The sequence below is a fragment of the Ruegeria sp. CJ9 genome (genome assembly GCF_056536625.1).
Genome location: NZ_JBQFPY010000001.1, coordinates 299,934 through 325,447 on the forward strand (window position 1 = coordinate 299,934; position 25,514 = coordinate 325,447).

Annotated in this window: 23 protein-coding genes and 1 tRNA gene; 8 read left to right on the forward strand and 16 right to left on the reverse strand. The window is 57.0% G+C overall.

The window, feature by feature from the left end; all coding sequences use genetic code 11:
- Positions 1-4: 4 nt before the first annotated feature.
- From ACR0AJ_RS01565 to ACR0AJ_RS01580, 4 genes are read right to left on the reverse strand one after another with little or no spacing between them, the layout of a single operon-like run.
- Positions 5-1,039: an LLM class flavin-dependent oxidoreductase gene (locus tag ACR0AJ_RS01565; protein WP_170348504.1), complete on the reverse strand. Its 1,035-nt coding sequence runs from the start codon at positions 1,037-1,039 to the stop codon at positions 5-7.
- Positions 1,040-1,051: 12 nt separating this feature from the next.
- A complete protein-coding gene (locus ACR0AJ_RS01570; RefSeq protein WP_480739905.1) occupies positions 1,052-1,960 on the reverse strand; it encodes a flavin reductase family protein in 909 nt (302 codons plus the stop codon).
- On the reverse strand, positions 1,957-2,736 hold the full coding sequence (locus tag ACR0AJ_RS01575) for an alpha/beta fold hydrolase (protein WP_480739906.1): 780 nt from the start codon (positions 2,734-2,736) through the stop codon (positions 1,957-1,959). The genes ACR0AJ_RS01570 and ACR0AJ_RS01575 overlap by 4 nt, the downstream gene beginning before the upstream one ends.
- A complete protein-coding gene (locus tag ACR0AJ_RS01580; protein WP_170505080.1) occupies positions 2,708-3,307 on the reverse strand; it encodes an amino acid synthesis family protein in 600 nt (199 codons plus the stop codon). The genes ACR0AJ_RS01575 and ACR0AJ_RS01580 overlap by 29 nt, the downstream gene beginning before the upstream one ends.
- A gap of 107 nt (positions 3,308-3,414) precedes the next feature.
- On the opposite strand from ACR0AJ_RS01580, the gene ACR0AJ_RS01585 reads away from it, so the two are divergent.
- From ACR0AJ_RS01585 to ACR0AJ_RS01605, 5 genes are all read left to right on the forward strand, one after another.
- A complete protein-coding gene (locus ACR0AJ_RS01585) occupies positions 3,415-4,272 on the forward strand; it encodes a LysR family transcriptional regulator (protein WP_480662048.1) in 858 nt (285 codons plus the stop codon).
- 84 nt (positions 4,273-4,356) lie between these two features.
- Complete coding sequence (locus ACR0AJ_RS01590; protein ID WP_480662050.1) at positions 4,357-5,607, forward strand: sarcosine oxidase subunit beta family protein; 1,251 nt, start codon at positions 4,357-4,359, stop codon at positions 5,605-5,607.
- A 12-nt stretch (positions 5,608-5,619) separates the two neighbouring features.
- Positions 5,620-5,907 (forward strand): sarcosine oxidase subunit delta, encoded by a 288-nt coding sequence (locus ACR0AJ_RS01595; RefSeq protein ID WP_170393802.1) that lies wholly within the window; start codon positions 5,620-5,622, stop codon positions 5,905-5,907.
- Positions 5,904-8,849 (forward strand): sarcosine oxidase subunit alpha family protein, encoded by a 2,946-nt coding sequence (locus tag ACR0AJ_RS01600; protein WP_480739908.1) that lies wholly within the window; start codon positions 5,904-5,906, stop codon positions 8,847-8,849. The genes ACR0AJ_RS01595 and ACR0AJ_RS01600 overlap by 4 nt, the downstream gene beginning before the upstream one ends.
- A complete protein-coding gene (locus tag ACR0AJ_RS01605) occupies positions 8,842-9,402 on the forward strand; it encodes a sarcosine oxidase subunit gamma (RefSeq protein WP_480739909.1) in 561 nt (186 codons plus the stop codon). Before ACR0AJ_RS01600 ends, ACR0AJ_RS01605 begins: the two co-directional genes overlap by 8 nt.
- 8 nt (positions 9,403-9,410) lie before the next feature.
- Here ACR0AJ_RS01605 and ACR0AJ_RS01610 read toward each other — a convergent pair whose 3' ends face one another.
- A complete protein-coding gene (locus ACR0AJ_RS01610; protein ID WP_480739911.1) occupies positions 9,411-10,415 on the reverse strand; it encodes a GlxA family transcriptional regulator in 1,005 nt (334 codons plus the stop codon).
- Between the two features lie 44 nt (positions 10,416-10,459).
- Entirely contained in the window at positions 10,460-10,708 is a 249-nt protein-coding gene (locus ACR0AJ_RS01615; protein WP_170375025.1) for a hypothetical protein, read from the reverse strand.
- A gap of 166 nt (positions 10,709-10,874) precedes the next feature.
- On the opposite strand from ACR0AJ_RS01615, the gene ACR0AJ_RS01620 reads away from it, so the two are divergent.
- A complete protein-coding gene (locus tag ACR0AJ_RS01620) occupies positions 10,875-11,744 on the forward strand; it encodes a LysR family transcriptional regulator (RefSeq protein WP_174818758.1) in 870 nt (289 codons plus the stop codon).
- A 1-nt stretch (position 11,745) separates the two neighbouring features.
- Here ACR0AJ_RS01620 and ACR0AJ_RS01625 read toward each other — a convergent pair whose 3' ends face one another.
- The gene (locus ACR0AJ_RS01625) at positions 11,746-12,357 is read right to left on the reverse strand and encodes a YrbL family protein (protein WP_170358149.1); all 612 of its coding nucleotides are present in this window, start codon (positions 12,355-12,357) and stop codon (positions 11,746-11,748) included.
- A 66-nt stretch (positions 12,358-12,423) separates the two neighbouring features.
- Complete coding sequence (gene gcvA, locus ACR0AJ_RS01630) at positions 12,424-13,362, reverse strand: transcriptional regulator GcvA (protein WP_480739913.1); 939 nt, start codon at positions 13,360-13,362, stop codon at positions 12,424-12,426.
- A 113-nt stretch (positions 13,363-13,475) separates the two neighbouring features.
- Here gcvA and ACR0AJ_RS01635 point away from each other — a divergent pair, with 113 nt between their 5' ends.
- On the forward strand, positions 13,476-14,183 hold the full coding sequence (locus ACR0AJ_RS01635) for an SDR family oxidoreductase (protein WP_170548516.1): 708 nt from the start codon (positions 13,476-13,478) through the stop codon (positions 14,181-14,183).
- 40 nt (positions 14,184-14,223) lie between these two features.
- On the opposite strand, the gene ACR0AJ_RS01640 is transcribed toward ACR0AJ_RS01635, so the two are convergent.
- The 5 genes from ACR0AJ_RS01640 to ACR0AJ_RS01660 all read right to left on the reverse strand — a co-directional run bounded on the left by ACR0AJ_RS01640 (position 14,224) and on the right by ACR0AJ_RS01660 (position 19,790).
- On the reverse strand, positions 14,224-14,700 hold the full coding sequence (locus ACR0AJ_RS01640; RefSeq protein ID WP_170348490.1) for a hypothetical protein: 477 nt from the start codon (positions 14,698-14,700) through the stop codon (positions 14,224-14,226).
- Positions 14,697-16,760: a glycosyltransferase gene (locus ACR0AJ_RS01645; protein ID WP_480739915.1), complete on the reverse strand. Its 2,064-nt coding sequence runs from the start codon at positions 16,758-16,760 to the stop codon at positions 14,697-14,699. The genes ACR0AJ_RS01640 and ACR0AJ_RS01645 overlap by 4 nt, the downstream gene beginning before the upstream one ends.
- Positions 16,757-17,839, reverse strand: a complete 1,083-nt coding sequence (locus tag ACR0AJ_RS01650) for a glycosyltransferase family protein (protein WP_170548511.1) — start codon at positions 17,837-17,839, stop codon at positions 16,757-16,759. The genes ACR0AJ_RS01645 and ACR0AJ_RS01650 overlap by 4 nt, the downstream gene beginning before the upstream one ends.
- Positions 17,840-17,844: 5 nt before the next feature.
- Positions 17,845-18,153: a hypothetical protein gene (locus ACR0AJ_RS01655; protein WP_170348487.1), complete on the reverse strand. Its 309-nt coding sequence runs from the start codon at positions 18,151-18,153 to the stop codon at positions 17,845-17,847.
- A 77-nt stretch (positions 18,154-18,230) separates the two neighbouring features.
- The gene (locus ACR0AJ_RS01660; RefSeq protein ID WP_480739917.1) at positions 18,231-19,790 is read right to left on the reverse strand and encodes a hypothetical protein; all 1,560 of its coding nucleotides are present in this window, start codon (positions 19,788-19,790) and stop codon (positions 18,231-18,233) included.
- Positions 19,791-20,815: 1,025 nt separating this feature from the next.
- Between ACR0AJ_RS01660 and ACR0AJ_RS01665 the strand changes: the two genes are divergently transcribed.
- Positions 20,816-21,775 (forward strand): radical SAM protein, encoded by a 960-nt coding sequence (locus ACR0AJ_RS01665; RefSeq protein ID WP_480739918.1) that lies wholly within the window; start codon positions 20,816-20,818, stop codon positions 21,773-21,775.
- A gap of 50 nt (positions 21,776-21,825) precedes the next feature.
- Here ACR0AJ_RS01665 and ACR0AJ_RS01670 read toward each other — a convergent pair.
- The 3 genes from ACR0AJ_RS01670 to ACR0AJ_RS01680 all read right to left on the reverse strand — a co-directional run bounded on the left by ACR0AJ_RS01670 (position 21,826) and on the right by ACR0AJ_RS01680 (position 25,475).
- Positions 21,826-21,915 (reverse strand) — tRNA-Ser (locus ACR0AJ_RS01670).
- 90 nt (positions 21,916-22,005) lie between these two features.
- Positions 22,006-24,441, reverse strand: a complete 2,436-nt coding sequence (locus ACR0AJ_RS01675; RefSeq protein ID WP_480739920.1) for a DUF3772 domain-containing protein — start codon at positions 24,439-24,441, stop codon at positions 22,006-22,008.
- A complete protein-coding gene (locus ACR0AJ_RS01680) occupies positions 24,441-25,475 on the reverse strand; it encodes a cysteine synthase A (protein ID WP_170348483.1) in 1,035 nt (344 codons plus the stop codon). Before ACR0AJ_RS01680 ends, ACR0AJ_RS01675 begins: the two co-directional genes overlap by 1 nt.
- Positions 25,476-25,514: the final 39 nt, after the last annotated feature.

Sequence of the window (25,514 nt, forward strand, 5' to 3'; positions counted from 1 at the left end):
GTCCTCACTGAAAAGCTGGCATAACGTCGTCTATGAACCGCGCCAGAGAGGCGCGTTTACGTTCGTTGGTCATGCCGCTGTCGACCCAGAACGAAAACTCATCATATCCCAGATCCTCGTACCGTTTGATCCGGTCAATCACCTGCTGCGTGGTTCCTACGGTCAGATCGCGGCCCAGCTTTTCGGTGGTATACATCGGGTTGGCGTCCATTTCGGCCTGCGTGATCGGTTCGATCAAGCCCTGCTGGATTGGTCGTTTATTCAGGAACCACGCACCGAAATAGTTATAGTAGCGCCGCAAATCCTGAATGCCCTGCGCCACGTCGTCATCATCCTTTCCAACATAGGTGTGATGCAGCAACATGATCTTTGGACGCGGCCCCGCATAGGTGTCGCAGGCATCGTTGAAGCGGCCCATCAGCGTTTCGATCTCCTCCATGCCCTGCCACAGCGGCGTGACCTGAATGTTAAATCCGTTATGGACGCCGAACTCGTGGCTGTTCGGGTCTCGAGCGGCGATCCATATAGGCGGGCCACCATCCTGCAACGGTTTCGGGGCCGAAGTCGTGGCCGGGAAGGTATAGAACTCACCATCATGCGCGCAGTCCCCTCGCCAAATTTGCGGCAATAGTGGCGTAGACTCTCGCATCCTTTGGCCGGCTTCCCAAGCGTCCATCTCGGGCATCAGACGCTCGTATTCAAAGGAATAGGCCCCGCGTGCAATGCCCAATTCGATCCGGCCCTTGGTGATCTGATCTGCCGCTGCGGCCTCACCGGCCAGCTTGATCGGATGCCAAAATGGCGCGACCACCGTACCCGTGCCAAGGCGCACATTCTTTGTATGATGCGCCAGATCGACCAGAGACAGGAACGGATTCGGCGCAATGGTGAATTCCATGCCATGATGCTCGCCCGTCCAAACCGCGCGCATGCCGCCCTCATCGGCCATTTTCACCAGACTAACGAACTCGTCATACAGAACGTCATGCGGCTGATCCGGCGTCAGGCGTTCCATATGGGCAAACAGCGAAAACTCCATCAATCGGCTCCTTTAGCGAAAACTGTGAATGTCGCCGCGTTCGGCGTCGCCCAGATACAAGGCGAAATCCCCGGTCTGAACCTCGCGTGCAAAGCGGGTCATCATGTGGTGAATGCCTTGGGTGGCGAAGGTCAGGTTGGGCAGGTTCGCAACCGGTACCCACTGGGCATTCGCAGAAGCGCAGGGCTGATCTGCTGACCCCAGGAAAAACGTATATTGCAGCTTGGTCTCGGCGTCATTGAACGACGAATAGACCTGTTCGACCCGCGCATGGATACCGCGTTCCGACAACCCCTGCGCCAGTCTGTTCCGTTGACCACCAGTCTCGGCACCCGAGACTTGAACCGGGCGAAACGCAGCGCCATGGCGTTCCAGAAGCACTTGGTCGCCAGCTGTAATAATCGCACCGCAAACCGTTGGGACTTTGGCGTCCATCTCGGCCTCAAGACCCAGGCTGAAATACGATCCGCCCACATAGCCCAATCCGTCGCCCGCAACGTGTGAGAATTCAAGCACACGGCCCATCAGGATGGTATGATCGCCTGCCGGAATGGCCTGATGGGTTTCGCAACAAAACTGCGCCACCGCTCCGTCAATCAGCGGCAAGTCATGCTCGCCGTTACGATGGGGAACTTTCGCGAACCGGTCGCCTTTATACCCTGCAAAAGTGTTCGAAACCTCTTGCTGACCTTCAGCCAGAATGTTGACGGCGAAATGACGGCAATCGGTGAACACTTCATAGCTGGACAGGAACTTGCCTGGGCACACCAGCAGCAACGGCGGGTCTAGAGACACCGAGGAAAACGAGTTTGCCGTGAACCCAACCGGCACGCCATTTTCATCGCGGGTGGTCACCACTGTCACGCCGGTCATGAAACTGCCAAAGGCATCGCGCAGGGCGCGTGGGTCCAACGCAGTCATGTCAGGCACTCCTGAACAAAGGGCAACAGCGTGGCGTTGATCTGCGCCGCATGGGTCATCGGCATCATGTGTGCTGCACCGGGGATGATCTCTGCCCGCCCCTTTGGTGCAAGGCTGGCCATCTGTAGCGACATAACGGGGGTCGAGTTCGGCTCATCCGCGCCGGTCACAAACATGGCCGGACATGTAACCGCTGCCAGCTGCGCTTCGGTCGGGCCGTCGCTTTCGGCAAAGACCGTATAGGCCGCCTTATAGGCGCGTGGATCGACCTCTTGCAGCCATCGCGCGCAGGCGTCGCGTTCCGTTAATGCACTCTCTGCAAACCACCGGCGCAGAGTGACCGAGGCGTCGTTCGGCTGCTGCGCATCAAGCGCATGAGCCCGCGACAAAACCGCTTGTCGCGCCGCGTCAGAGCGCTTGTAGATGGCGTTCAGGGCCGCAACCCCCTTGACATTTCGATTGTCCGAGGCCGCTATTTGCGTCGCAATCAGCGCACCCATCGAATGCCCGATCAGCACCGCAGGCTCGTTCAACAACGCGGCAATCGGCGCGGCGAAGCTATTCAGTCCACTTGACGCGGTAAATGGCGTTTCCCCGTGACCCAGCATGTCCGGGCAAACCACGCGATACCCAGCAGAAACCAAAGGCTCGATCTGCCCGCCCCATGCTTCGGCCCGCAGACCGACGCCGTGCAACAGCACGACCAGAGGCCCCTCGCCCACGTCAATCGCGGCCAGATCATCGAACTTAGACCGAGGCCGGGTTGTCCACGTCATGACCCAAATCCTTCAAGTCCTGATAACGATCCCCGATCCGGTGGTGCGGACGCCCCGTCGTCGCCCCGCCCAGCACAATTACAACCTCATCAGCGCGCGGTGCGTCGGGAATGGCGAATTGCAGCGTCAGATAATGCGACCGGCGACCGGCATCGTTCTTGTCCATCAGCGGCACCATGATCGGTGCGTTGGCTGGCCCTCGGGTATTGGTGAAAGACAGGTAGGATTTCGCCCCAACCGCCTGCCGGAAATGATTACCGAAATGCAGCGTGTGGATCAGGCCCGAGGCATGCTCGACCTCTCCGTCCAGCCCGACAACAGCGGCCTTACCATAGGCTTCGATTGCATCGCCGCTGCCAGCCAACGCAATCATTCGTCCGGTCAGTTCCTCACCTAAAACAGGGGCAAAGCGCAGAATCTCAGGCCTCAGGTCCTCGACATAACGTCCGGCCCACGGGTTGGTGACCACAGCCGCCACCGCGAACATCCGCCATGGGCGGTCTGCCTTGCGAAACCCTTCAACCAGAACCTCTTCGTCGTAGGTCACGATTTTTCGAATATTTGGCTGCACAAACGCCCCCTGTGATTGATTGGCAAACTATCCTCGGCCAGGGGCTGCTTTGACAAACGAAAGAACTTTGGTCTTAGGTATTAGTGACTCTAATATGTAGGTTACAAATGCCCAAAACCCTGCCCCCGCTCACGTGGTTCAGATCGTTCGAAGCCGCCGCACGACGGCTCAGTTCCACCGCAGCCGCTGATGAGATCGGCCTGACGCAATCCGCCGTCAGCCAACAGATCAGATCGCTGGAAACGCGGTTGGGTGTGGTGTTGTTTCACCGCCACGCGCGTGGCCTGTCGTTGACCGACGAGGGCCGCAAGCTGCTGCCACAGGTCGAAGCCGCGCTGGAGATGCTGCACTCGGCGGCGTCACCGTATCTGGCCGAGGAACGCGCGCGTCACCTTACCGTTGCGGCGTCGGTCAGCGTGCTGGAATGGGTGATATCCCCTGCGTTGCCGCAATTCCGGTCGCGAAACCCGGACACATCCGTGCGTTTTGTCAGCACGATCTGGCCGGATGAATACTCGGCCTCTCGCGCGGATATCGAAATTCGGTTCGGGTCTGCGAAACAGGTGGGTCGGGACGCAACCGAACTGTTGCCCAATGACCTGATCGCCGTTAAATCACCCCAGTTGGACGGCGACCTACCGGACCTGCCGTTGATCGAGGCGGTCGGCACATCCGGCAATTGGTCGTCCTGGTCCGAGGCAACTGGGTACAAAATCCCAAGCCCCACCTTCTACGTGGATTCTTACGGTCTCGCTCTACAACTCGCCACCACTGGAAACGGGGTGGCTTTGGTCAACGCTTTGGTCGCGGAACACGCATTGCGCACCGGTCGGGTCATACGTGCCACCGAAGCCTCGGCCTCCGCAACCGAAGGGTATTTTCTGGCGGCCCAACGCCGCTCGCCCGAGGTAGACGCATTTCTGGAATGGTTTTCCGGCGCACTGCCTGAGGTAAGTCGCATTTAACGTCTGATTCAAACAAGTGGATGTCGCATCTGAGGATATCCACAGGCCGTATTTTAGTGAATTCTGGCGAAAAAGGTCCGATTCATGCGATATTCCGGCTTCCGAGTCATCAAAGAGGCGCTCACCGGCCACAAAGGGTGGAAACCGGTCTGGCGTGAGCCCGACCCCAAGGCGCATTACGACATCATCGTCATCGGCGGTGGTGGTCATGGGCTGGCAACAGCGCACTACCTGTCCAAGGTCTATGGTCAGCGCAATGTGGCAGTGGTCGAAAAAGGTTGGATCGGCGGCGGCAATGTGGGGCGGAACACGACGATTGTGCGCTCGAACTATATGCTGGACGGGAATGAACCGTTCTACGAGTTCTCAATGAAGCTGTGGGAAGGGCTTGAACAAGACCTGAACTACAACGCCATGATGAGCCAGCGCGGGATCATCAATCTGTTCCACACCGACGGTCAGCGAGACGCCTATACAAGGCGCGGCAACGCGATGATCCTAAATGGCGCGGATGCCGAGTTGCTAGATGCGGATCAGGTCCGCAAAGAGCATCCCTATCTAAATTTCGACGATGCCCGCTTTCCGATCAAGGGCGGCTTAGTTCAGCGCCGCGCGGGTACTGCCCGTCATGACGCGGTGGCCTGGGGGTTTGCGCGATCGGCTGACCTGCACGGCGTCGACATCATCCAGAATTGCGAGGTCACAGGCCTGCGGATTGAGAATGGCAAATGCCTGGGCGTTGAAACGACTAAGGGCTTCATCGGCGCGAACAAAGTAGGCTGCGCGGTTGCGGGCAGTTCCGGCCGCGTGATGGGAATGGCCGGAATGCGATTGCCCATCGAGAGCCACGTTTTGCAGGCGTTTGTTTCCGAGGGTCTGAAACCGGTTCTGCCCAGTGTCATCACCTTTGGCGCGGGCCATTTCTATGTCAGCCAATCCGATAAGGGAGGGCTGGTCTTTGGCGGTGATATCGACGGCTATAACACCTACGCCCAACGCGGCAACTTGCCCGTGGTCGAGGATGTTTGTGAAGGCGGCGTGGCCTTGATGCCAATGATCGGCCGCGCCCGTCTGTTGCGGATGTGGGGCGGTGTGATGGACATGTCGATGGATGGCTCGCCCATCATCGACCGTACGCCGGTCGAGGGGCTCTATTTCAACGGCGGTTGGTGTTACGGCGGGTTCAAGGCAACCCCAGCCTCGGGTCATTGCTTTGCGCATCTGTTGGCGAAGGACGAGCCGCACCCGGTAGCCACCGCCTACCGCCTCGACCGGTTCCAGACGGGCCGGATGATCGACGAAAAAGGCGTGGGCAACCAGCCCAATCTGCACTGAGGGGACTGTACAATGATTATCAACCATCCCCTTTTGGGTCCGCGCGATGCCTCGGAGTTCACATATCTGGGTGATGCCTCACTGATCGATCGCCCGGACTGGCAGTCTGAAAACGCAGCTGAGGCGTTCTATGAATACGGCTATGTCCGCGACAACCCGGCCGGTGAGCATCAGGAACTGTGGTATCACGAGGCCGGAGACCGATCCTGGCTGGTCGTAACGCGCAACACGCTGACGCATGAGATTTCAAAGGTGGAACTGGCCCGTGACGTGGCCCGCGCACGGGGGCGATCCAAATGACGCAGACAAACCGGCTGAATGGCGGCCAGATCGACCGCAACACCTCTTTGTCCTTCAAATTTGACGGGCGCAGCTATACGGCGCATCCCGGCGATACTCTGGCCTCGGCCTTGCTGGCCAATGACGTGCGGCTGATCGGGCGGTCGTTCAAATACCACCGCCCTCGCGGGCTGCTGACCGCCGGGTCCGAAGAACCCAACGGCATGGTCGAACTGCGCACCGGTGCCCGCAAGGAACCCAACACCCGCGCCACAACAATTGAAATGTTCGACGGGCTTGAGGCGAAGTCGCAGAACCGCTGGCCCAGCCTGAAATTCGACGCGCTGGCCGTGAACGATATGTTCTCGAACTTCCTGTCGGCAGGGTTTTACTACAAGACCTTCATGTGGCCTGCCGCGTTCTGGGAAAAGCTCTACGAACCGATGATCCGCCGCGCCGCCGGTTTGGGATCGCTGTCGCAAGAGGCTGACCCGGATGAATATGACAAAGGGTTCCGTCACTGCGATCTGCTGATCATCGGCGCTGGACCCTCTGGCCTGATGGCTGCCCTGACCGCAGGACGTGCCGGGGCAGACGTTATTCTGGCGGATGAGGATTTCACCCTTGGTGGACGTCTAAACAGCGAGACCTATGCGCTGGGTGACCACAGCGCCCCGGACTGGGCGGCTCAAGCGGTTGCAGAGCTATCGTCTTTGCCCAACGTCAGGCTTATGCCGCGCACCACAGTCATCGGCGCGTTTGACCATGGCGTCTATGGCGCAGTGGAACGGACTGGGGATCATTTAGCCACCCTACCAGTGGGCAAACCCCGTCAGATTCTATGGCGTATTTACACTCAAAAAGCACTGCTTTGTGCCGGAGCCACGGAGCGCCCCATCGCGTTCGAAAACAACGACCGGCCCGGCATCATGATGGCCAGCGCATTGCGAACCTATGCCAACCGGTTCGCTGCCACCGCGTCGCAACGTGTGGCGATCTTTACCAACAATGATGACGGCCATCGCACCGCAGCCGATCTGCATGCCAAGGGCGTCACAATCACTGCCGTCGCGGATGTGCGCGAGGACGCACCTACCTGCTATGATTATGAGGTCCTGAAAGGCGCACAAGTTATTGATACCAAAGGCCGCCACGGGCTGACCTTTGTCGAGGTCGCCTTGGCTGACGGCTCAACCCGTACTCTGGAAAGCGGGGCGCTGGGCGTGTCCGGCGGCTGGAACCCGAACGTGCATATGACATGTCACCAGCGCGGACGCCCGATCTGGGATGACGCTTTGGCCGCCTTTGTGCCCGGAGAAAACCTGCCCGTCGGCCTGTCGGTTGCTGGTGCTGCAAACGGGGTGATGTCGACACATGGCGCCCTGCAATCCGGTGCGGAAGGCGCGGCCAACGCGCTGGAAATGACAGGTGTCCTGCCCGACTTGCCCGAAGCTGAGGATGCTCCTGTCTCGCAAACGCCATTCTGGTATGTGCAAGGATGCAAGCGCGCCTGGGTGGATCAGCAGAACGACGTAACCGTTAAGGACGTCAAGCTCAGCTATCAGGAAGGGTTCCGATCAGTCGAGCACCTGAAACGCTATACCACGCTGGGCATGGCAACGGATCAGGGCAAGACCTCGAACATCACCGGCCTTGCGATCATGTCCGAGGTGGCCGGCAAGTCGATCCCCGAGGTCGGAACCACCATATTCCGCCCGCCTTACACGCCCGTGCCGATTGGCACTTTCGCGGGCCGGATGAAGGGGCAGGAATTTCACCCGACCCGCCTGACGCCCTCGCATTATTGGGCCAAGGAACGCGGCGCCGTGTTTGTCGAGGTTGGCAACTGGCTGCGTGCGCAGTGGTTCCCCCTGCCCGGTGAAACCCATTGGCGGCAGTCCGTGGATCGTGAGGTACGCCAAACCCGCGCCTCGGTCGGGGTGTGCGATTGTACGACACTGGGCAAGATCGACGTGCAGGGCACCGATGCGGCCGAGTTTCTGAACCGCATCTACGCCAATGGCTTCGCAAAGCTGGCCGTAGGAAAAACCCGGTACGGACTGATGCTGCGCGAAGACGGAATGGTCATGGATGACGGCACCGCCGCGCGGATGGCCGAGGATCACTTCGTCGTTACCACAACCACGGCGAACGCTGTAAGTGTCTACCGCCACATGGAATTTGCGCGCCAGTGCCTGTATCCGGACATGGATGTGCAGTTGATTTCAACCACCGAAGCCTGGGCACAGTACGCCGTGGCCGGCCCCAATTCGCGCAAACTGCTGCAAAAGATCGTGGACCCAGAGTTCGATCTTTCAAACGACGCCTTCCCGTTCATGGCCTGTGGCAACGTCACCGTCTGCGGTGGGCTACGGGCGCGGTTGTTCCGAATCTCGTTCTCAGGCGAGCTGGCCTACGAAATCGCGGTGCCCTCACGTTATGGCGACGCGCTGATGCGGCGGCTGATGGCCGAGGGTGAAGAATTCGACGTAACCCCCTATGGCACCGAAGCGTTGGGCGTGATGCGGGTCGAAAAAGGCCATGCCGCAGGAAGTGAACTCAACGGCACCACCACCGCACTGAACCTTGGCTTGGGCAAAATGGTGTCAAAGAAGAAAGACAGCATCGGCTCGGTCCTGTCCGAACGCGAAGCTCTGGTCGAACCGGATGTCCTGCGACTTGTCGGGATCAAGCCGGTACAACCCGAGGATAAAGTCACCGCAGGCGGGCATCTGATGAACGCCGATGGCCCGGTCGATGCTGCCCATGATCAAGGGTATGTCACCTCGGCTGTCTACTCGCCGATCCTCAACAGCAATATCGGTCTGGGTCTTGTGAAAAACGGGGCCGAGCGGCTGGGCGAGACAATGCGTCTGGTCTCGCCGCTGACTGACCTGACTGTCGAGGTGGAACTTGTCTCGGCCCATTTCGTCGACCCTGAAGGAGAGCGTCTACGTGCATGATCTTGTTGCGATAACCGCCCTGGGCGGGACTGACCCACACGTGGACACCGTCGGAGGTGTCGCATGTACCGAAGTGCCCGGCGTGGCGCTGGCTTCGGTCGCGGCCCGGATGGGGCAGGAAGACAAAGCCGCCACTTCTCTGGCCAAGTTGATCGATGCCCCCACCCCTGATATTGGTCGCTGGGCCGGTACAACGATCAGCGCGTTCTGGGCCGGCCCCGATCAATGGATGATTGAGGCCCCCTTTGACACCCACGAAGCGCTTGCCGAACAGGTCAAAACCGCCATGGGAGATGCCGCCTCGGTCACCGAGCAAACGGACGGCTGGACCCGGTTCGACCTGAACGGAGATCACATTCCTGCGGTTCTGGAACTCCTGTGCCAGCTTGATCTGCGCAAGCTTGACCCAGGCAGCGCCGCACGCTGTTCGATCCATCATATCGGTTGTTTTGTTCTGTGCCGAACACCCGAGAGCTTCAGTTTCTACGGTCCGCGATCCTCGGCCGGTTCACTGCATCATGCTCTTTTGACGGCGATGCGCTCAGCACTTTGATCCATGGATCAGACCGACGGGAGCGGCGCGTTATCTTCAACGCGAAAACGGTTGATTCTGCGGCGATCTTCGCTGGGGCTTAGCCCGAAGGCCGCCCGATAATGCGTCACCAGAGGCGCGACCGAACCGTACCCGACGGCTGAGGCGATCTGGGGGATCGGGTCTTTGGTATAAACCACCATCTGCCGCGCAGCCTTCATACGCATGGCGCGGTAATAGTGGCTGGGGCTTTGACTGGTTGCCTGTTTGAAAGCCCGTTCGATCTGTCGGGGCGTCACCCCCATCTGCTGCGCCACTTCTGCCACGGAAATCGGCTCGCTCATATGCGCAGCGAACAACGCAACACAGCGGGAAACCAGAGGCGGCAGGTTATCGCCCGTGTCGGGCGCAGTTGCTCTGGGCACCTGCTGTTGCACACCGGCGCCGCGCATCATCGGGTGCTGGAACCAACAGGCGACTTCATGTGCGACGTCCCCACCCAGCCTATCCTGAATAAGGTGCAATGCCAGATCAAACCCTGCCGCCGCGCCCGAAACGGTTGTTCGACTGGCATCTCTGACGATCACTTCACTGCGGGCATCCATGTCAGGGAATTCCGCTTCGAACGCGGCCTCATAACACCAATGAACCGACACCGGATGACCCTGCATGACACCCGACCGAACCAACGGAAAAACACCCGCGCTGATCCCGCCCAGAACCGTCCCGTGGCGGCCTAGACTGCGCAGGGCACCGTTTCCAAAACTCGGGTTGTCGAAGACCGAAGTCGGACTGCTGAGAAGGAAAATAATGTCAATGTCCTTGCAGGCTGCCAGAGATCGCTCGGCTTCGAATCCGACACCTGCGCTGGATTGGACCTTTTGGCCATTCTCGGAAATCAGCGACCAGAGGAACGCTTCTTGCCCCGCGATTTCATTGGCCGCCCGCAGTGGCTCGATCACCGAGGTCAGGCAAGCCATGGGAAAGCCATCAAACAGCAAAAAGCCGATCTCGATTCTGTTTTCAGTCCGCATGGACCTGTCCTAGCAGGAAATCCACCGCTGCCCTAAGCGAAGTTTCAAGCCCAGCGGATCAACCCGATGATGGCTGATGTTGCGTAAAACCCCTGTAGCAACAGAAATGTCCAGCGACGATCGATCACAGCCCAGGCTGCAAACAGACCCGACGACAATAGCAGAAGCGTAAAACCCATCAGCTCCGCCCCGATATTCGAGGCGATCAGCAAGGCATAGGCCATCGCCAACACGGACCCGGTGATTTCAAACACCGTAGTCAGACTGCGACGCGAGGTTTCGAGTTTTTCCATGCTTCACCCCTGTCCTGTCATGCGGTTTATCAGAGCGGGCTCAGTGATAAAAAATGTCATTTTGGGCCTTTGATGTTTTGTCTTTTCCTGTGACTAGACCAAGGTTATCATGTGACTCAAATGAATGATTGTCATTCTGTGATCTTATTTTGTCATATGGCAGCACATGAACGAACGCCTAGAAATTGACGCCCTACGCGCCTTGCTGGCCATTGCTGCACATGGTGGCGTGACCCGCGCGGCGGAACATCTGGCGTTGTCTCAATCTGCGGTCAGCCACAAAATTCGTCGGCTAGAGCAGGCGTTGGATTGTAACTTGCTGGCCCGCCGCGCCGGTGGCCCCTTGTTTACCGAAGCCGGTCAACGGCTGTGCGACTATGCACGCCGGATCACTGATTTGCATGACGAAGCGTTATCATCTTTGGGCAAGAAACCTCTGACCGGAACCATCCGCCTGGGCATGACCGAGGACACCGCCACAAGCGACATCGCCAGAATTGTGGGTCGTTTCACGCGGTTGTACCCTGACATTCGTGTCCGCACCCGCACCAGTCAAAGCCTAAACGTGCAGTCCTGGTTGAAAGCCGGAGAGCTGGATGTGGCGGTGATGCAGATCTTTCGTAAGGACATTCTGCCTGACGATTTGATCCTGTTTGAAGACACGCTGCACTGGGTCAAGTCGCCGGAATTTCACCCGGATTTATCCTCGCCTGTGCCTTTTCTATCCTTCGATAGCCAGTGTTTTTATAAACAATGGGGCATGGGACAAAAGCTGCACCAGTTCGATAACGTTCTGGAGTGCCCGAGTGCGGCGGGCATCCAATCGGCGGTGCGGTCGGGTTTGGGTGTCGCATTGTTGAACGGAATGCACATCACTTCGGACATGGAAATCATCGACAAGCTTTTCCCTGTTCCGCCCCGTATCGCCTTTGTCGCGCGCACGCATCTAAAGCGCCGAAACCCGGCTGCAATAGCTCTCATTCAGGAAATCCGTAAAGAGGTTGAGACCACGATGCCTGTGACCGACGCAGGCTGAGTTAACTCGTCCCGAGATTGAACGCTTTGGACATACGTTCCCGGCGACGTTCAATCGACTTGTGAAACGCCAACTTGCTGAACAAAACAAGCGGGAACATCACCCGTTCACCTAGCCCGTCGATGATGACCAGCTTTCCGCCGCGTTCCTGCGCGCGGACGATGTTTTCAAACCCCATGTCACCGACAATGATCTGCCCTTTTTTGAGATCGTCCATCAGTTCCATGAACTCATCATGCAGCCGTTGGCGCGCCTCCCTGTCCGACGCAACCGCACGCTTTTCGGATTGCAGGGTCGGCGCAAGCCCACCATCTGAACCAGTCAGTTTTTCAACAACCAATGCCGGGCCTTGCGACGTCGGCGCATACCCCATGAACCGCGCGAGGCGTTCGATTTCCGGGCAGCCGCGATTCAACGCGGCCAGATATTCGTTCGCTTCTCGATTCCACTGCCGCAGATTGCCATAGCGCCAGGCCGCATATCGCGGAATCGCATGATGTCGAATAGGTTCATCCACCCGAACTTTCAACAACGCGCATTCAATTTCAGGGTGTTGGAAAATCTTGTAGTTGCGGCTTTCGCGCAGCGGGGTGTGGCCGCTTAGGTCAATCATGTCTGTCAGGTCCCAATCATGAGAAACGTGCGCCGCAAGGGCACTTAGTGCTAAAATCAGTGCCCTTCATAGGGCGTTCTGATTTCCGTGACAATTCACCTTTGTTTCAGCCTGAACTAGCGATGACGCTTCCTGAACCTGTTTGATCAACCAGTTCCGAACCGCCTCGGCGACCTTTGCCTGTCTGGGCGTGCGTTGGGTGACGACGTGGTACCCTTCTTGCACCGGGGTTGCAAAAGAAACGGGTTGGCACAAGCGCCCGGCCTCAAGGTCCCCAGCGACAAATTCCCGGTTGGCCAGCGCGATGCCCTGCCCGGCGATTGCAGCATCGATGGCCAGCGAAGTCTGGCTGAACGCCATGGTCTTTAGCCCGGATACAGGCACCTCTCCCAAAGCGGCCTCCAGAAACAGGGGCCACTGGCCATGGGTGTCTTCGAGCAGAACATGGTTGATCAGGTCTGCAGGCGACTGAATGGGGCTATGCCCTGACGCGAGATCAGGATGGCAGACAGCGATCAACTCTGCAGAAAACAAAGGCACGGAGACCAATCCCGGACCAAACGGTGGCTTACCCTGCCGGATCGCAATATCGACCCCGTCCGTCTGGAAATTCGCCAGCGTGTTCGACGCATCCAGACGTAGCCGGATATCGGGATGATCCTGTGCGAAATACCCCAATCTCGGCACCAGCCACCGTGTAGCAAAAGAAGGGGTTGAACTGATCGTGGCAACAACGTCTTGCGGTGACAAGTTTGCGGTTGCCTCGGCCATCAAGTCAAAAGCGCGACGGAGCGGTGCAAGATAGGCCCGGCCCTCATCAGTCAGGGACAGCCCTCTGGCCTGCCTGTGGAACAGCTTGATTTGCAATACTTCCTCAAGCGCCCGCACCTGTTGGGCCACAGCGCCTTGCGTGACGCCCAACTCATCAGCGGCCCGGCTGAAGTTCAGATGGCGCCCTGATGCTTCAAACGCCTTTAATGCGTTCAAGGGGGGTAAATTACGCATGGTTAGGGATTCAACCCGATAGATTTTCTACAAGGTTAAGGCAGAATTACTGATTGGTCAAACGTCATCGCTGACGCCATTTTTCATCCTAAGTAGACACAATGAGGTGCAACATGACGGACAACAAAGTCGCGATCATTATGGGCGGCGGCAGCGGCATGGGCGCGGAAAGCGCCCGTCGTTTGGAAGCTGATGGGTTCAACGTCGCCATCCTGTCATCATCGGGTAAAGGCGAAGCTTTGGCGACTGAATTGGGCGGCATCGGCTTGACCGGCACCAACAGGTCCAGCGCAGACATGCAAAGGTTGGTGGACATGACCATGGACCGCTGGGGTCGCGTTGATGTGTTGGTGAATTCAGCTGGTCACGGCCCCCGCGCCCCGGTTCTTGAGATCAGTGATGACGACTGGCACGAAGGGCTTGAGGTCTATTTCCTCAACGCGGTAAGGGCCGCGCGGATCATCACCCCGATCATGATCGACCAAAAGTCCGGAGCAATCATCAACATCTCGACCTTCGCGGCGTTCGAACCCGACCCGGTGTTTCCAACGTCTGGTGTGATGCGGGCGGGTCTGGCAGCCTACACCAAATTGTTCGCGGACAAACATGCGACTGAAAATGTGCGCATGAACAACGTGCTGCCGGGCTTCATTGACAGCCTGCCGGAAAACCCGGACTGGAAGGCCCGCATCCCGATGGAACGATATGGCAAGGCCTATGACGAAATCGCAGCAACCGTAGCTTTTCTAGCGTCGGACGGTGGAGCATATATCACCGGCCAGAACATCCGAGTAGACGGTGGGCTGACACGGTCGGTGTAACACCGGCGACCGCCCTGCCCCGGCTCATAACGCTGTACGGTCATTTGCTGTTATCCGCCGGGCTCTGGGACTGAGCCTTTTGCCCGGCCCAAAGCCCGATATCGTCGCCGTCGATAATGATCGCCAGATCCCAGAATTTTCGGATCTCTTCTTCAGCGAACTGCGCAGCCATCGGTTCATCCGGTACGCGCTCAACGCGGAAGCCGAACTGCTCAAATCCGCTGTAATCTATGCGGCTTAGAATGACCGGATACACCTCGCGCTCCAACGCGGCTGCGGCAAGAAACCTTGCCACATTGTATACTGATTTCATGGGGCTCACGATCCGAACACCGATATGCGTTGGCCCGCCCTCATCCCGCTCCCAAAGCGCAACGGAAGGGATCAGGCCCATTTCAGGAAATACAACATTCCCGTGCGGCTTGGGTTCTTGATCGCCAGAGATCAGATCATCCAATTGAACAGGTCGTTTAGGCGTTGTTCTGCTTAGGATATCGTACCATGAAATATCTGTCATTTTCTGCACTTGGCCTCTGCAATGATTTCGGCCGCTTTCGCCGCCCCCGGTTCTGGCAATTCAATTTTATTCAACGCGGTCCGATAGACCTCCAGATCACCTTGATCCAGGCAGTCTGAAACCGTTCGCTCGAGTTTCATGAACTCTTTCTCGGTGATGATCGCGCACAGATCGCGGTCAGCCAACGCCTGGGCGCGTCGTTCCTGATTGTCCAGATACGGTGCTGATTGGGGGATCAGGATTGCCGGAATCTTGTTGTACAGGATCTCGAGAACAGAATTGTATCCCGCCGCCGAAATGACCAAATCCGCGGCCAGGCAAAGGGTTGTGGCCTCAAAGGTCTGAACAACGTGAGTATTTGACCAACCGAAGGTGGCCGGCTGAACCTTGCTGCCCGGCCAGGTTACGACAAGATGCAAACAGTCTGACCGGTCCTCAAGCATCCCGGAAATTGCCTGAAGTTGCGCCGACCGGTCCGACGCCACGCCGCCGCCTAACATGCTGACAACCAGATGATCAAACTCACGCCCGAACCGTTCAGCCAGCCGACCCCTAAGTCCTTGGCGTTCATCACCCGACTGGACCACACGGCGAAAGATCGGGCCAACGTTGCGAACGTGATCGCCGTAACTGTAGGTGTCGTTTAGCTCTTCAAAGGCTTCGGATGGCACTATGACCTTGTCGAATACGGCCTCACGCTGGAGCATTCTTGGCCTGGACCGCCCATCAGGCCACAACCCACGCCGTATCCAAACCGCCGACAAGTTGCGCTCAAGGATCGTTCGGTAGACGGAATCAAAGACATAGCCGCCGTCAAACACCAACCTGTCATTTTCCTGCAGAGCTGCGCCAAGTCGGCGGTAAGTCAGGATATCGTTGCCATTAAAGTTGGCTGATACTTCAGTCCGCTGAACCAGAGGGATACTGTCCATGCCTTCGCGGCGCACAAGTGGAACGCAGCTGGGAAAGGCCGCAAAAATCGGTGCCACGTCATCCGGCAATTCTTTGGCAATGATAGCGCATCGCTGAGCGTGCCCCAATCCAACCCCGTTGGTTGGAAAAAACACTGTTCGCTGTGCCGTTCGAATAGGTTCCCATTTTTGGGGCTTTAGGTCTGCTGCCTTTTCCAAACGGGAAATGTCCACCGAATGCAGCCACTGGGATTTTGTCGCCTGTTCAGCCACCCCGGCAAGGTTTTCAAGTATCTTCCCTGTGAGGTACCCGTCCAGCGCAAGCGGCGTTTTGGGCCCGATCAAAGCCGGGGCGCCAGAGGACACAATGGCCTCATCATCCGTGCAATCTATCGCGACCCCACCAGTGGCGATCAGCTCGACTGCAAGTGCGGCCATGCGAACCCCGGCGACACCATGACCAAACATCACCAGGACATCTGTCGTTTTTGCCAAAATACGGGCGGAAAGATCGGTATACAAAATAGTCGGCAGATCATGAAAGGGCGACTCATTGATCACCTTGTTCTGCGCCCCGTTGACGATAAGTTGCAGAGTATAGTCACTGCGATTGCTCATCCGGGCCAAGCAAGAGAGCGTCTCGGGCGCGTCAAGTTCCATGGACCCCAAGACCACGGCAACATTTGGCTTTTCGACCGCCAAACGAGCCGTTGGCCGAATGTCTGCGACCAAGGGACAGGCCACCGAAGGTAACATCGAGCGCGGCTGGAAGTCCGAAAGGTCCAACACCGTGGCTTCACGCCCAAGGGCATATGCCAGACGCGCCTTTGCACCGATATAACTTTGCTGCGTTTCGAAACGGCCCGTGGCAACCACTGGAACATCCGCCGGCAGTTGCCTTTGCCGCAGGGACGCAAGAAGAAGATCATCAATCTCCTCGGCGCCAAGCACAAATACCCTTTCGACCTCATGCTCGCCCGGATCGACCAGAAACTTGGCAGCATCGTAAACCCGGCCGCGACCTGCGTCTTTCGGCAAGTATTCGGCATCGATACACACGTTAAAACCGCGTGCGGTCAGTTGATCGGCAAAGATCAATTGCGCATCAAAGGTCCGCAGCGAGCGCGTGCCGGCCTCGATGAAAATCATTTCATAACCCCGCTGTCTGCAGTCAGGACATTTGACAACATTGCCCTGAAACTCTCTGCCGAATAACGCTCGAGCACCTTTTGCGACCGTGAGACCTGTTCATGATATCGCTGCGGGTCAGCGACCAGATCAGATATGACCCGGTCCACGTCGCCCGGATGACACGTAAGGACACCATCGCCGAAATTTGCCCCGGTTTCCGGATTGGTAAGAACCACTTTGCCAGCGGCCAGCGCTTCGGTCACGACGCGACCAAAGCTTTCTTGCCAGGTCGGCGCTGTAAAATAGACGTAGAAATCGATCATTCCAAAAAACTCGTCCACACTAATGGCGTCAAAAGGCAGCAAGGTCCAATGGGCCCGAAGAACACCCGCGTTCAGCATGGCATCAGCACCCAGAATGACATTGCTTTGAGAATGCTCGGGAAAGCACATGTCGAGGTCGGAAAGCGATGGGAACTTTTCAAACCCCGGTCGTGAATGCCTGCCCCGACGGTCCTGTGGCTTTTCGCACGGAGGACTTACATCCGTATGGCAGATGTTGAACCAGTCGGTGTCCCGAACCCTCCACTGCCTTGCCACGCGCGAGCTGTCCAACCAATCGTTCACGGTCTTGCGATTATGGGGTGAAATCGGAGCCAGGGTTCGCCTCAGCACAAAAGATGACGCCTCAATCTGGTTCAGGCAGCCGGAAACGTCGAACCCTTCCTCGCCGCCCGGACGCAAGAAATTTTCATGCGTCACAACGATCAGATCACGGGCAAAAATTTTGGTGTTCAGTGCCTCGTTGAACTTTAGAAACGATGGATTATGCAGGATCACGTAATCCGCACTAATACGCGGTGCGTCCCAAATAAGCGGGATATGCAATTCGTCCAACACCTGCCGCAGTGCCGGCGCAACAGATTGATTTTCACCAAAAGTTCGCGAAGTTATCGCGTGCACCTCTAGCGTTCCAAAGTCCACAGCCACCCGCAGTTCGGCCGCAACCGCTGCTGACGTTCCACCGGAAAACCGCGGTTCAATGATGTAGGCGATCTTTGGACGCACTGAGCAATTGATGGCCTCAAGCGCCGACATAAGCTTTAATGCGCCAGCTCGTTGTCGGTCGCAGCAGCCGCGGTACCGGCTGTCGGTCCGGCGGTATAGCCAAAGTTCAAAGTACCCGTGGACGCGGCCTCGTAAAAGCTGCGCAATTCGACCGACAGTTCATCGGTTCCGGTCAGCAATCCGGGATTTCTTTCCAGATACGAGCGTAGCGCCTGGGTGTCATTGGCCGACAAGAGTTGATCGATGGCAAGGAGATGCTCAAGCGTGATCTCAGCGCGCGCATCCTGCGCCGTCGTCAGAAATAGTAGCGCGGTTACTATGCCAATAAGTCTGCTTTCAGTCATTTTACAAAAACCCGTCGATACTTTTTAACTTTTCACAATTCAACTTAGTCCTTCGCACTTACCCTATAATAGCGCCATTAGTTTGTCGTTGTCCTGAGTTTTTTCAGAACCTGACTTTTAAGGCGGTTAACCGGGCTACTTTGGGTTGTGGTCCGGCGGCTTTTCTTGGCCACCCGTTTGACCGGAGCTTGGCCAAGACCTTCGCCGGCCAAATACAATTCGATCACCCCGGTGGGTGTTTTGGATTTCGATCCCGTGAAATCGCGCAACAAGGCGCCTGCGTCCTTAGCAAGGGCGGCAGCTTTGGCCGCATCCTGTCTGTGATAAAACCGCACATTGGATTGGGATACTTTGTAACCAACGCGCGCCGTTCCGCTAAGTTCATGCCCCGTCGTTGTTAATTCAGCAACAAATGAGTCCACAGCATCATTGGGAATCTTGTTTGGCGCGTAGAGCCTGAATGACGCGCCGCCACCACTTGCACTCGGATTCGATGGCTTGGCGTCTTCGCTCGGTAGGGCCGCAATATCCTCGGTAGGCAATGCCGCGGGTGTGGCCGAATCCTGCGGGTTTGGTGTCTGTTTCAAAGTAAGCGCCTGTGGGATTGGCGGGCTAAGCGCCACGTCTTCCAGCAAGATCGAAGGATCAGATGAAACGACTTTCAAAGGACGCTCAGCAGGATTACCCGCCAAAGGACGATCTGGCTGAGGTTCCAGGATCCGAATTGACGGCAACTGGTGATCTTCTGCGGCTTCCAAAGCCACCGGAGATTGCAACGACACAAGCTGTGAAGAAACGCTGGGCGCGCGCTGCGGGGGAATGATCTGCTCGATCGAAATCGTCAACGGATCAATTTCTGTGGAAATCTCATCCACCAAGGCAATCCGCGTGGCGAAAAGTTCTGGTTCAAGTTCATAAGGCAGAAAACTCGGGTTTGCCTCTTGTTTTGGTAGGACACCAGCCCCGCCCACCGGCAACAGCGGTGGTTCAAGCGCCGCAACAAATGACAAAACGCTAGGCGGCACGCTTGAGGCGCTGGGCTCAACAACCTCGGTGCTAGAAGAAACAGTAGTCGTACGCCGCGAGGGCGGGATCGGGTCAATCGAAATCGCCACTGGATCAAAGCCTGCCGAAACTTCGTCCAGCAAAGCGATCGACGTAGTAAAAAACTCTGGTTCGAACTCATAAGGCAGGAAACTAGGATTAGCCTCTCGTCTCGGCAAATAGCCAGCGCCGCCTACCGGTAGTAACGGTGGTTCAAGCGTCGGAACATACGACAGAACGCTAGGGGCCAGACTTGGAGTGCCGGGCTCAACGATCTCGGCCGTTTCCGCCAACTCGGACTGAAGGGGCGCTGATGAGGCAAGATTGCTCAAATCCTGCGTCTCTTCCAATTCTGCGCCAGATGACAACGGCAATGATGACGCGTCGAACAAATCGGCGGAAATGACAGTTTCGCCCCCTGCTCCGCTTGGTACATCAGGTTGCAATGGTCCCGTTTGACCAAAATCGTCTGCCGCTGCACCATCAGTAGACCCAATAGCCGCGCTTTCAATCGGGTTCGATACACCCAATCCGAACAAAGTCAGAAATATCGAAGACGAAGCAAGCACACCGATGGTGCATCCAAGGGCCACCAAGCTCCACCTGATCCTGCGCCGCGTCCGTTGGTGATCTTTCAGCTGTTGCAGGAGCTTTTTGGACAGGCGATGATCAACTTCCTCGGAAGACAGTATTAAACTTAACTCTGCCCTCGTCAGCGCGCTTAAGGACGCGTCTTCGCTGACCAGAGCGTCATCAGACGGGCCCGGCCTCCCTGCGTCCTTTTCTTCCAGAACGCTCTTGGCTGTTGCTTGGTCTGGTTTAGCAGCTGCACGATCAGTCTGTTCACGATTGGTCGGCTTGTCTTTCTGTCTGGGTGTCCGTGTAGAGGTTGCTTTGTCTCCGCCTTGCAGATCTCCCTGACGAGCCTCAGGACTACTGGGGTCTGCTTTTTTCGACTCGGCTGCACGACGGGCAAGCACTTCATTTCTTTTGTGTCTTGCTTCCTCGACCTGAGCGGACCATGGCTTTTGCTTGCTTTGGGCACGCTCATTTGTGGTTGATTGGTTGGTCCTACGGCGAACCGGTTTGGGTTGTTGACCCTCTTTGTTTTGCTGCGCAGGCGCCGAAAGGTTTTTTTCTCGTTCTACCCGCGCTTTTTCAAGCACCTTCTGCCACTCGGGGGATTGCACAAAATCATAAATATCCGCCGTTTGATTGGCAGTTTTCTTGGCAACTTTAGGTCGAGTTCTTGGGCCGTTAGCCTTTGTCATAAATTCCCCCGACTGGCCGCCGAAACAGGCCCTAATTTATTGTAAATTCGACAAACCGATTACGCCTTAGCGCCGAAAATTCTAAAAGATTATGTTCAAACTATAAAAAGATGGCCACTCGAAAACAAGTCGACCGAACCCGCAATCGCCCTGTCACATAGGCAATTGGCCTTGTGAAATGGGTTCTCAGGTATCCGAAACCGTCCACCAAAGCGCCATTGATGCCTAGTGTTCCAAAAAATTTTGTTCCAATTCCTATTTCAAGATAGGCTGTGGAAAATTGGTGGGGGCCACAGGACCACTCTGGTCGCACTGTCGGAGGAACTTAGCTAAACGCTTGGATTTTAATGGAAGATATCCAGAACCATCCGGACCTATTTACTCTGATTGACCACCCCGATCCTGCGTGTGGCAACATGGTCGTGGTGGACTGGACGCTCGGGAATTCGTGCAGCTATGCGTGCAGTTATTGCCCAAAGGCTTTGCACGACGGTTCGCTTGAGTGGCAGAAAACCGGTGACGTTCTGAATCTGTACCGTCAATTAAATCGACACTATGTGGATGAATTAGGCAAGATTGTCTGGCTGCAGTTTACAGGCGGCGAACCCACAATGCATCCTCGCATCATTGATCTGCTAGGTCATGCGTCCGATATAGGGTTCAAGGTCAGCCTGATCAGCAATGCGTCGCGCACACTTCGGTTTTGGGAGATGATCAACAGCCGCCTGAACAGCGTTATCCTGACCTATCATGCCGAATTTGCAGAGCTGAGCCATTTTATCCAAGTGGCGGGTACGATGACTGACCGTATCACCGTTCATATCAACGTGACGATGCATCCAGATCGTTTTGATCAGACGCTTGAAGATGCGCGGGAATTACGCGCGGCGCTGCCCACCGCTTCGATTTCCTTGAAACCGTTGCGGAAAGATTTCGGAGTGCAGCTGTACGACTACACCGACGACCAGTTGCAGGTTCTCGCGGTGGGTTTGCCCTCGGACAGGGCCCCGGTTGGTGAAGAACCTCGATCAGTGATGCGCGCAACCACGCGGTCGGGCCACACTGAGATACTCCGCCCCAATGACTTCCTTCTTAGGGATATGAACCGCTGGCGTGGATATAAATGCAACGTAGGGCTTGAATCCCTTCGGGTCCGGGGGAATGGCGAAATCTTCCGGGGCGTTTGCGGCGTTGGGGGCAGAATAGGGACTCTCGGCGACGCGCTTGACCTGCCTCGCGATCAAATTCGATGTACAAAAGACGCATGCTCTTGTCTGGCCGACATCCTGATCCGTAAGGAGAAGTAACTTCCCCGCAATTAATAGGTCAAAGTTCAAATGCGGAAATCAGGTAAGGATGGCGGAGAGACAGGGATTCGAACCCTGGAGACGGTTTCCCGCCTACACACTTTCCAGGCGTGCGCCTTCGACCACTCGGCCACCTCTCCGTGCGCGCGATATTTGGACCATCGCCGAGGGATTTGCAAGGGGCGATTAAAGCGAAAATTCAACCTTCCGCAGTTCCGCCACAGACCCCGTTACAGCTCATCCCCATCACCGTCTGCCAGATCGGCCTCTGTCATGTCCGCAGGCTTGGAAGACAGGGGTTCGGTAGGTGTTTTTTCCGTTGCAGGTTCGGTTTCTTGCGCAGGCCCCTGCCCTCGCAGCGTCTCAGGATTGCGCAGCCAGACATCGCGCTGCGCGAAGGGGATTTCAATACCTTCTTCGACAAACCGGCGGTTGATTTCGTGGTTCATATCCGATTTCACCGAAAGCACCCAGTTCACGTCGCGCAAGATGGCGCGAATTTCAAAATCCAGCGAATCCGCACCAAAGCCCTGAAACACCACGCTGGGCGCTGGATGCGCCAGAACCATCGGATGGGAATTGGCAATCTCACCTAAAATCTTCTCGACCACGCGGGTATCCGTGCCGTAGGCCACGCCCACCGGCACGATAACGCGCCCGATCGTGTTGCCCCGCGTGTAGTTCGTCACCACCCCGCTGATCAGGTCCGAGTTGGGAACGATCACATCGGTACGATCAAAAGTCTCAATCCGCGTAGACCGCACCGAGATATCGCGCACATAACCCATCATCCCATTCACATCGATCCAGTCCCCCTTGGAGATTGGACGCTCGACCAGCAGGATGATCCCCGACACAAAATTCGACACGATGGTCTGTAGTCCAAAGCCGATCCCAACCGACAGCGCGCCGGCGACAATGGCCAGCGAAGACAGATCAAACCCCGCCAACATGATGGCCACCAGCGCGGCCAGGAATATCCCCACATAGCCGGTGCCCGCGGCAATCGCGTTCTGACCGCCCGGATCAATACTGGTCTTGGGCAGCAGCGAATTGCGCAGCCCGCTTTGCAACAGCCGGGTCAAGCCATAGCCGATGACAAACACGATTAGGAAGGTAAAGAAGTTGCGGGGCGAAATCGTAACGCCGCCAATGTCAAAACCAAGCAGCAAACGCGACCAGACTTCAAGCAAGTCAGTCTGTCGTGCGCCCCAATACAGCGCCAGAACCGGCAAGGTCAGAATGGCGATTATAAACCCGGCCAACACCGAAAACAGTGAGTCCCGCGCCGACTCACCTTGCCCGCTGAGCCAGCCGTAAACCGAGGTGATAAAGCGATGAAAGATCGTCAAAGCCGCAAACAGAACCAGCGTTTTCACCGCCGGGAAAACGATCCCCTCGGCTGCGTTGGTATATCCAATAGCCGCCAAAATCGGGCTCGCGATCCCCAGCAAAAAAATCGCCTTGCGCAGAAAGTCCATCAGCTGGGTCAGCCCGGCACTTCGCGGCGTTTCACCAGATTGCCCATCTTCGGCTTCCGGTTTTGAGGTCTGAATCCGGCGGATACGCAGAAGAACCAGCGCGGTTCCCACTACCACAGGAAAGCTGATAACGGCCCGGGTCGCGTCCGAAATGTTTTCGATCTGATCAAACAGCAGCCCGAATTCGTACACGATCAGGAAGATCGCCAGAATATCCAAGTATACCCGCAACTGCGTGACACTTTTGCGGGACAAGCGGTTAAAGTTCTGTGCCGCCTGCGAGATGTGAACCTGACGTCCGATCCAGTCGTAATAAAATATAATCGCGGCCCAATAAGGAACATTCTGGATTAATAGCGTTCCGCGCAATCCCGGCAGGCCAGTCATGATGATCGCCTGAACCAGCAACCAGACACCCAGCCATGGCAGCAGAATCCGCAGCAGTGAAACCAGAAACGACCACACGCCGCTGCCCCGGCCGCCCAACTGCCGCAGATATTCACCGGCAGCCTCGGACCAGTAACGTCCGTAGTACAGTAAAATCCCAGCCGCGACGGTCAGGAAGAAAATGCCCAGCCCGCGCTCTTTCAGGTGTTTTTGAACGATGTTGGTTTTCAGGTTCAGCGCAGATTCATTGATCAGGCCTCGCACGGCCTCGACAATATCGACCCAGGCTGGGCCCCAATAGACAGGGTTAAGTGGCGATACACCGCGTTCTAAAAGCTCTTTTGTCTGCCGCTCGCGCAACAGGCTGTCTATCTCGCTGATCAGGCCGTTGGCGCGGCTGAACGCTTCTTCCGAGATGATTTGCGGCACCTGCAGGCTGGTCAGTTGGTTTTCCAGATGCTCGCGAAGCTTGGCAATCTCTTCGGGTTCGGTCGCATCCCCTTCGGGGGCTGGCCCCAACGCCTTGATCTGCGCGTCCAGCGTCTGGATACGGTCGGTATTGGCGCCACGTGCCTTGTTGAAATCCTCACGATAGTTGTGGATTTCAGCCCGCAGGTTTTCCAATGCCGCGTTTGACGTGCGATCGGATTCGATATCCTTCTCGGCGCGATCCGCCGTCTCAAGCCAGTTCTGGTAATATTCGCTTTGCCGATCAGTCAACTGGGCGGCAACGGGGCTGCCCAGCATGGCAAAACAAACCAGAAGAAACGCAAGAAACAGGCGAACCTGCCGCAGCATCATACGTCCTCGAATACGCCAGGAATGCTGCGTGGGGCTTCGGTCATCCAATCTGGCACCGGCAGTTCCTTTTCACGCAGGAATTCGGGATTGAACAGTTTGGACTGATAGCGCGTGCCAAAGTCGCACAGGATCGTCACAATGGTGTGGCCCGGCCCCAGATCCTTGGCCAGACGCACCGCGCCCGCCATGTTGATCGCGGTCGACCCGCCCATAACCAGACCCTCCTCGCGCAGCAGATCAAAGATGTATGGCAGCGCCTCGTTATCGGTCATCTGGTACGAGAAGTCTGGCTTGAACCCTTCAAGGTTCTTGGTAATGCGCACTTGACCGATACCTTCGGCGATCGAGCTGCCCTCCATAGCGATCTCACCAGTGGTGTAGTACGAATACAGTCCTGCCCCCATCGGATCGACCAGAGCGATCTTGACGCCCTTGGGCTGCAACGCGTCGGCCACGCCGGCCAGCGTACCACCCGAGCCTACTGCACTGACAAAGCCATCGACTTTGCCGCCCGTCTGCTCCCAAATTTCGGGGCCGGTGGTTTCCACATGGGCCTGACGGTTGGCAACGTTGTCGAACTGGTTGGCCCAGATGGCGCCATTGGGTTCAGTCTGCGCCAGTTCCTCGGCCAGACGACGCGAATAATGCACAAAGTTGTTGGGGTTGCGGTAAGGGGCGGCCGGAACCTGAACCAGTTGCGCGCCCGCCAGACGCAGCATGTCTTTCTTTTCCTCGGATTGGGTTTCCGGGATCACGATCACCGTTTTGAACCCCATCGACGCGCCCACCAATGCAAGGCCAATACCGGTGTTACCGGCCGTGCCTTCGACAATGGTTCCGCCGGGCTTCAGCTCACCTCGCGCAATTGCGTCCTTGATGATGTAGAGCGCTGCGCGATCCTTGACCGATTGCCCCGGGTTCATGAACTCGGCCTTCCCGAGAATCTCGCAACCGGTCTCTTCACTGATGCGCTTCAACCGGATCAGAGGTGTTTTCCCGACTGCGTCGGCAAGGTCTCGTGCAATGCGCATGGCGCCCTCATTTCATTACGTATCAATGAAGATTTACAG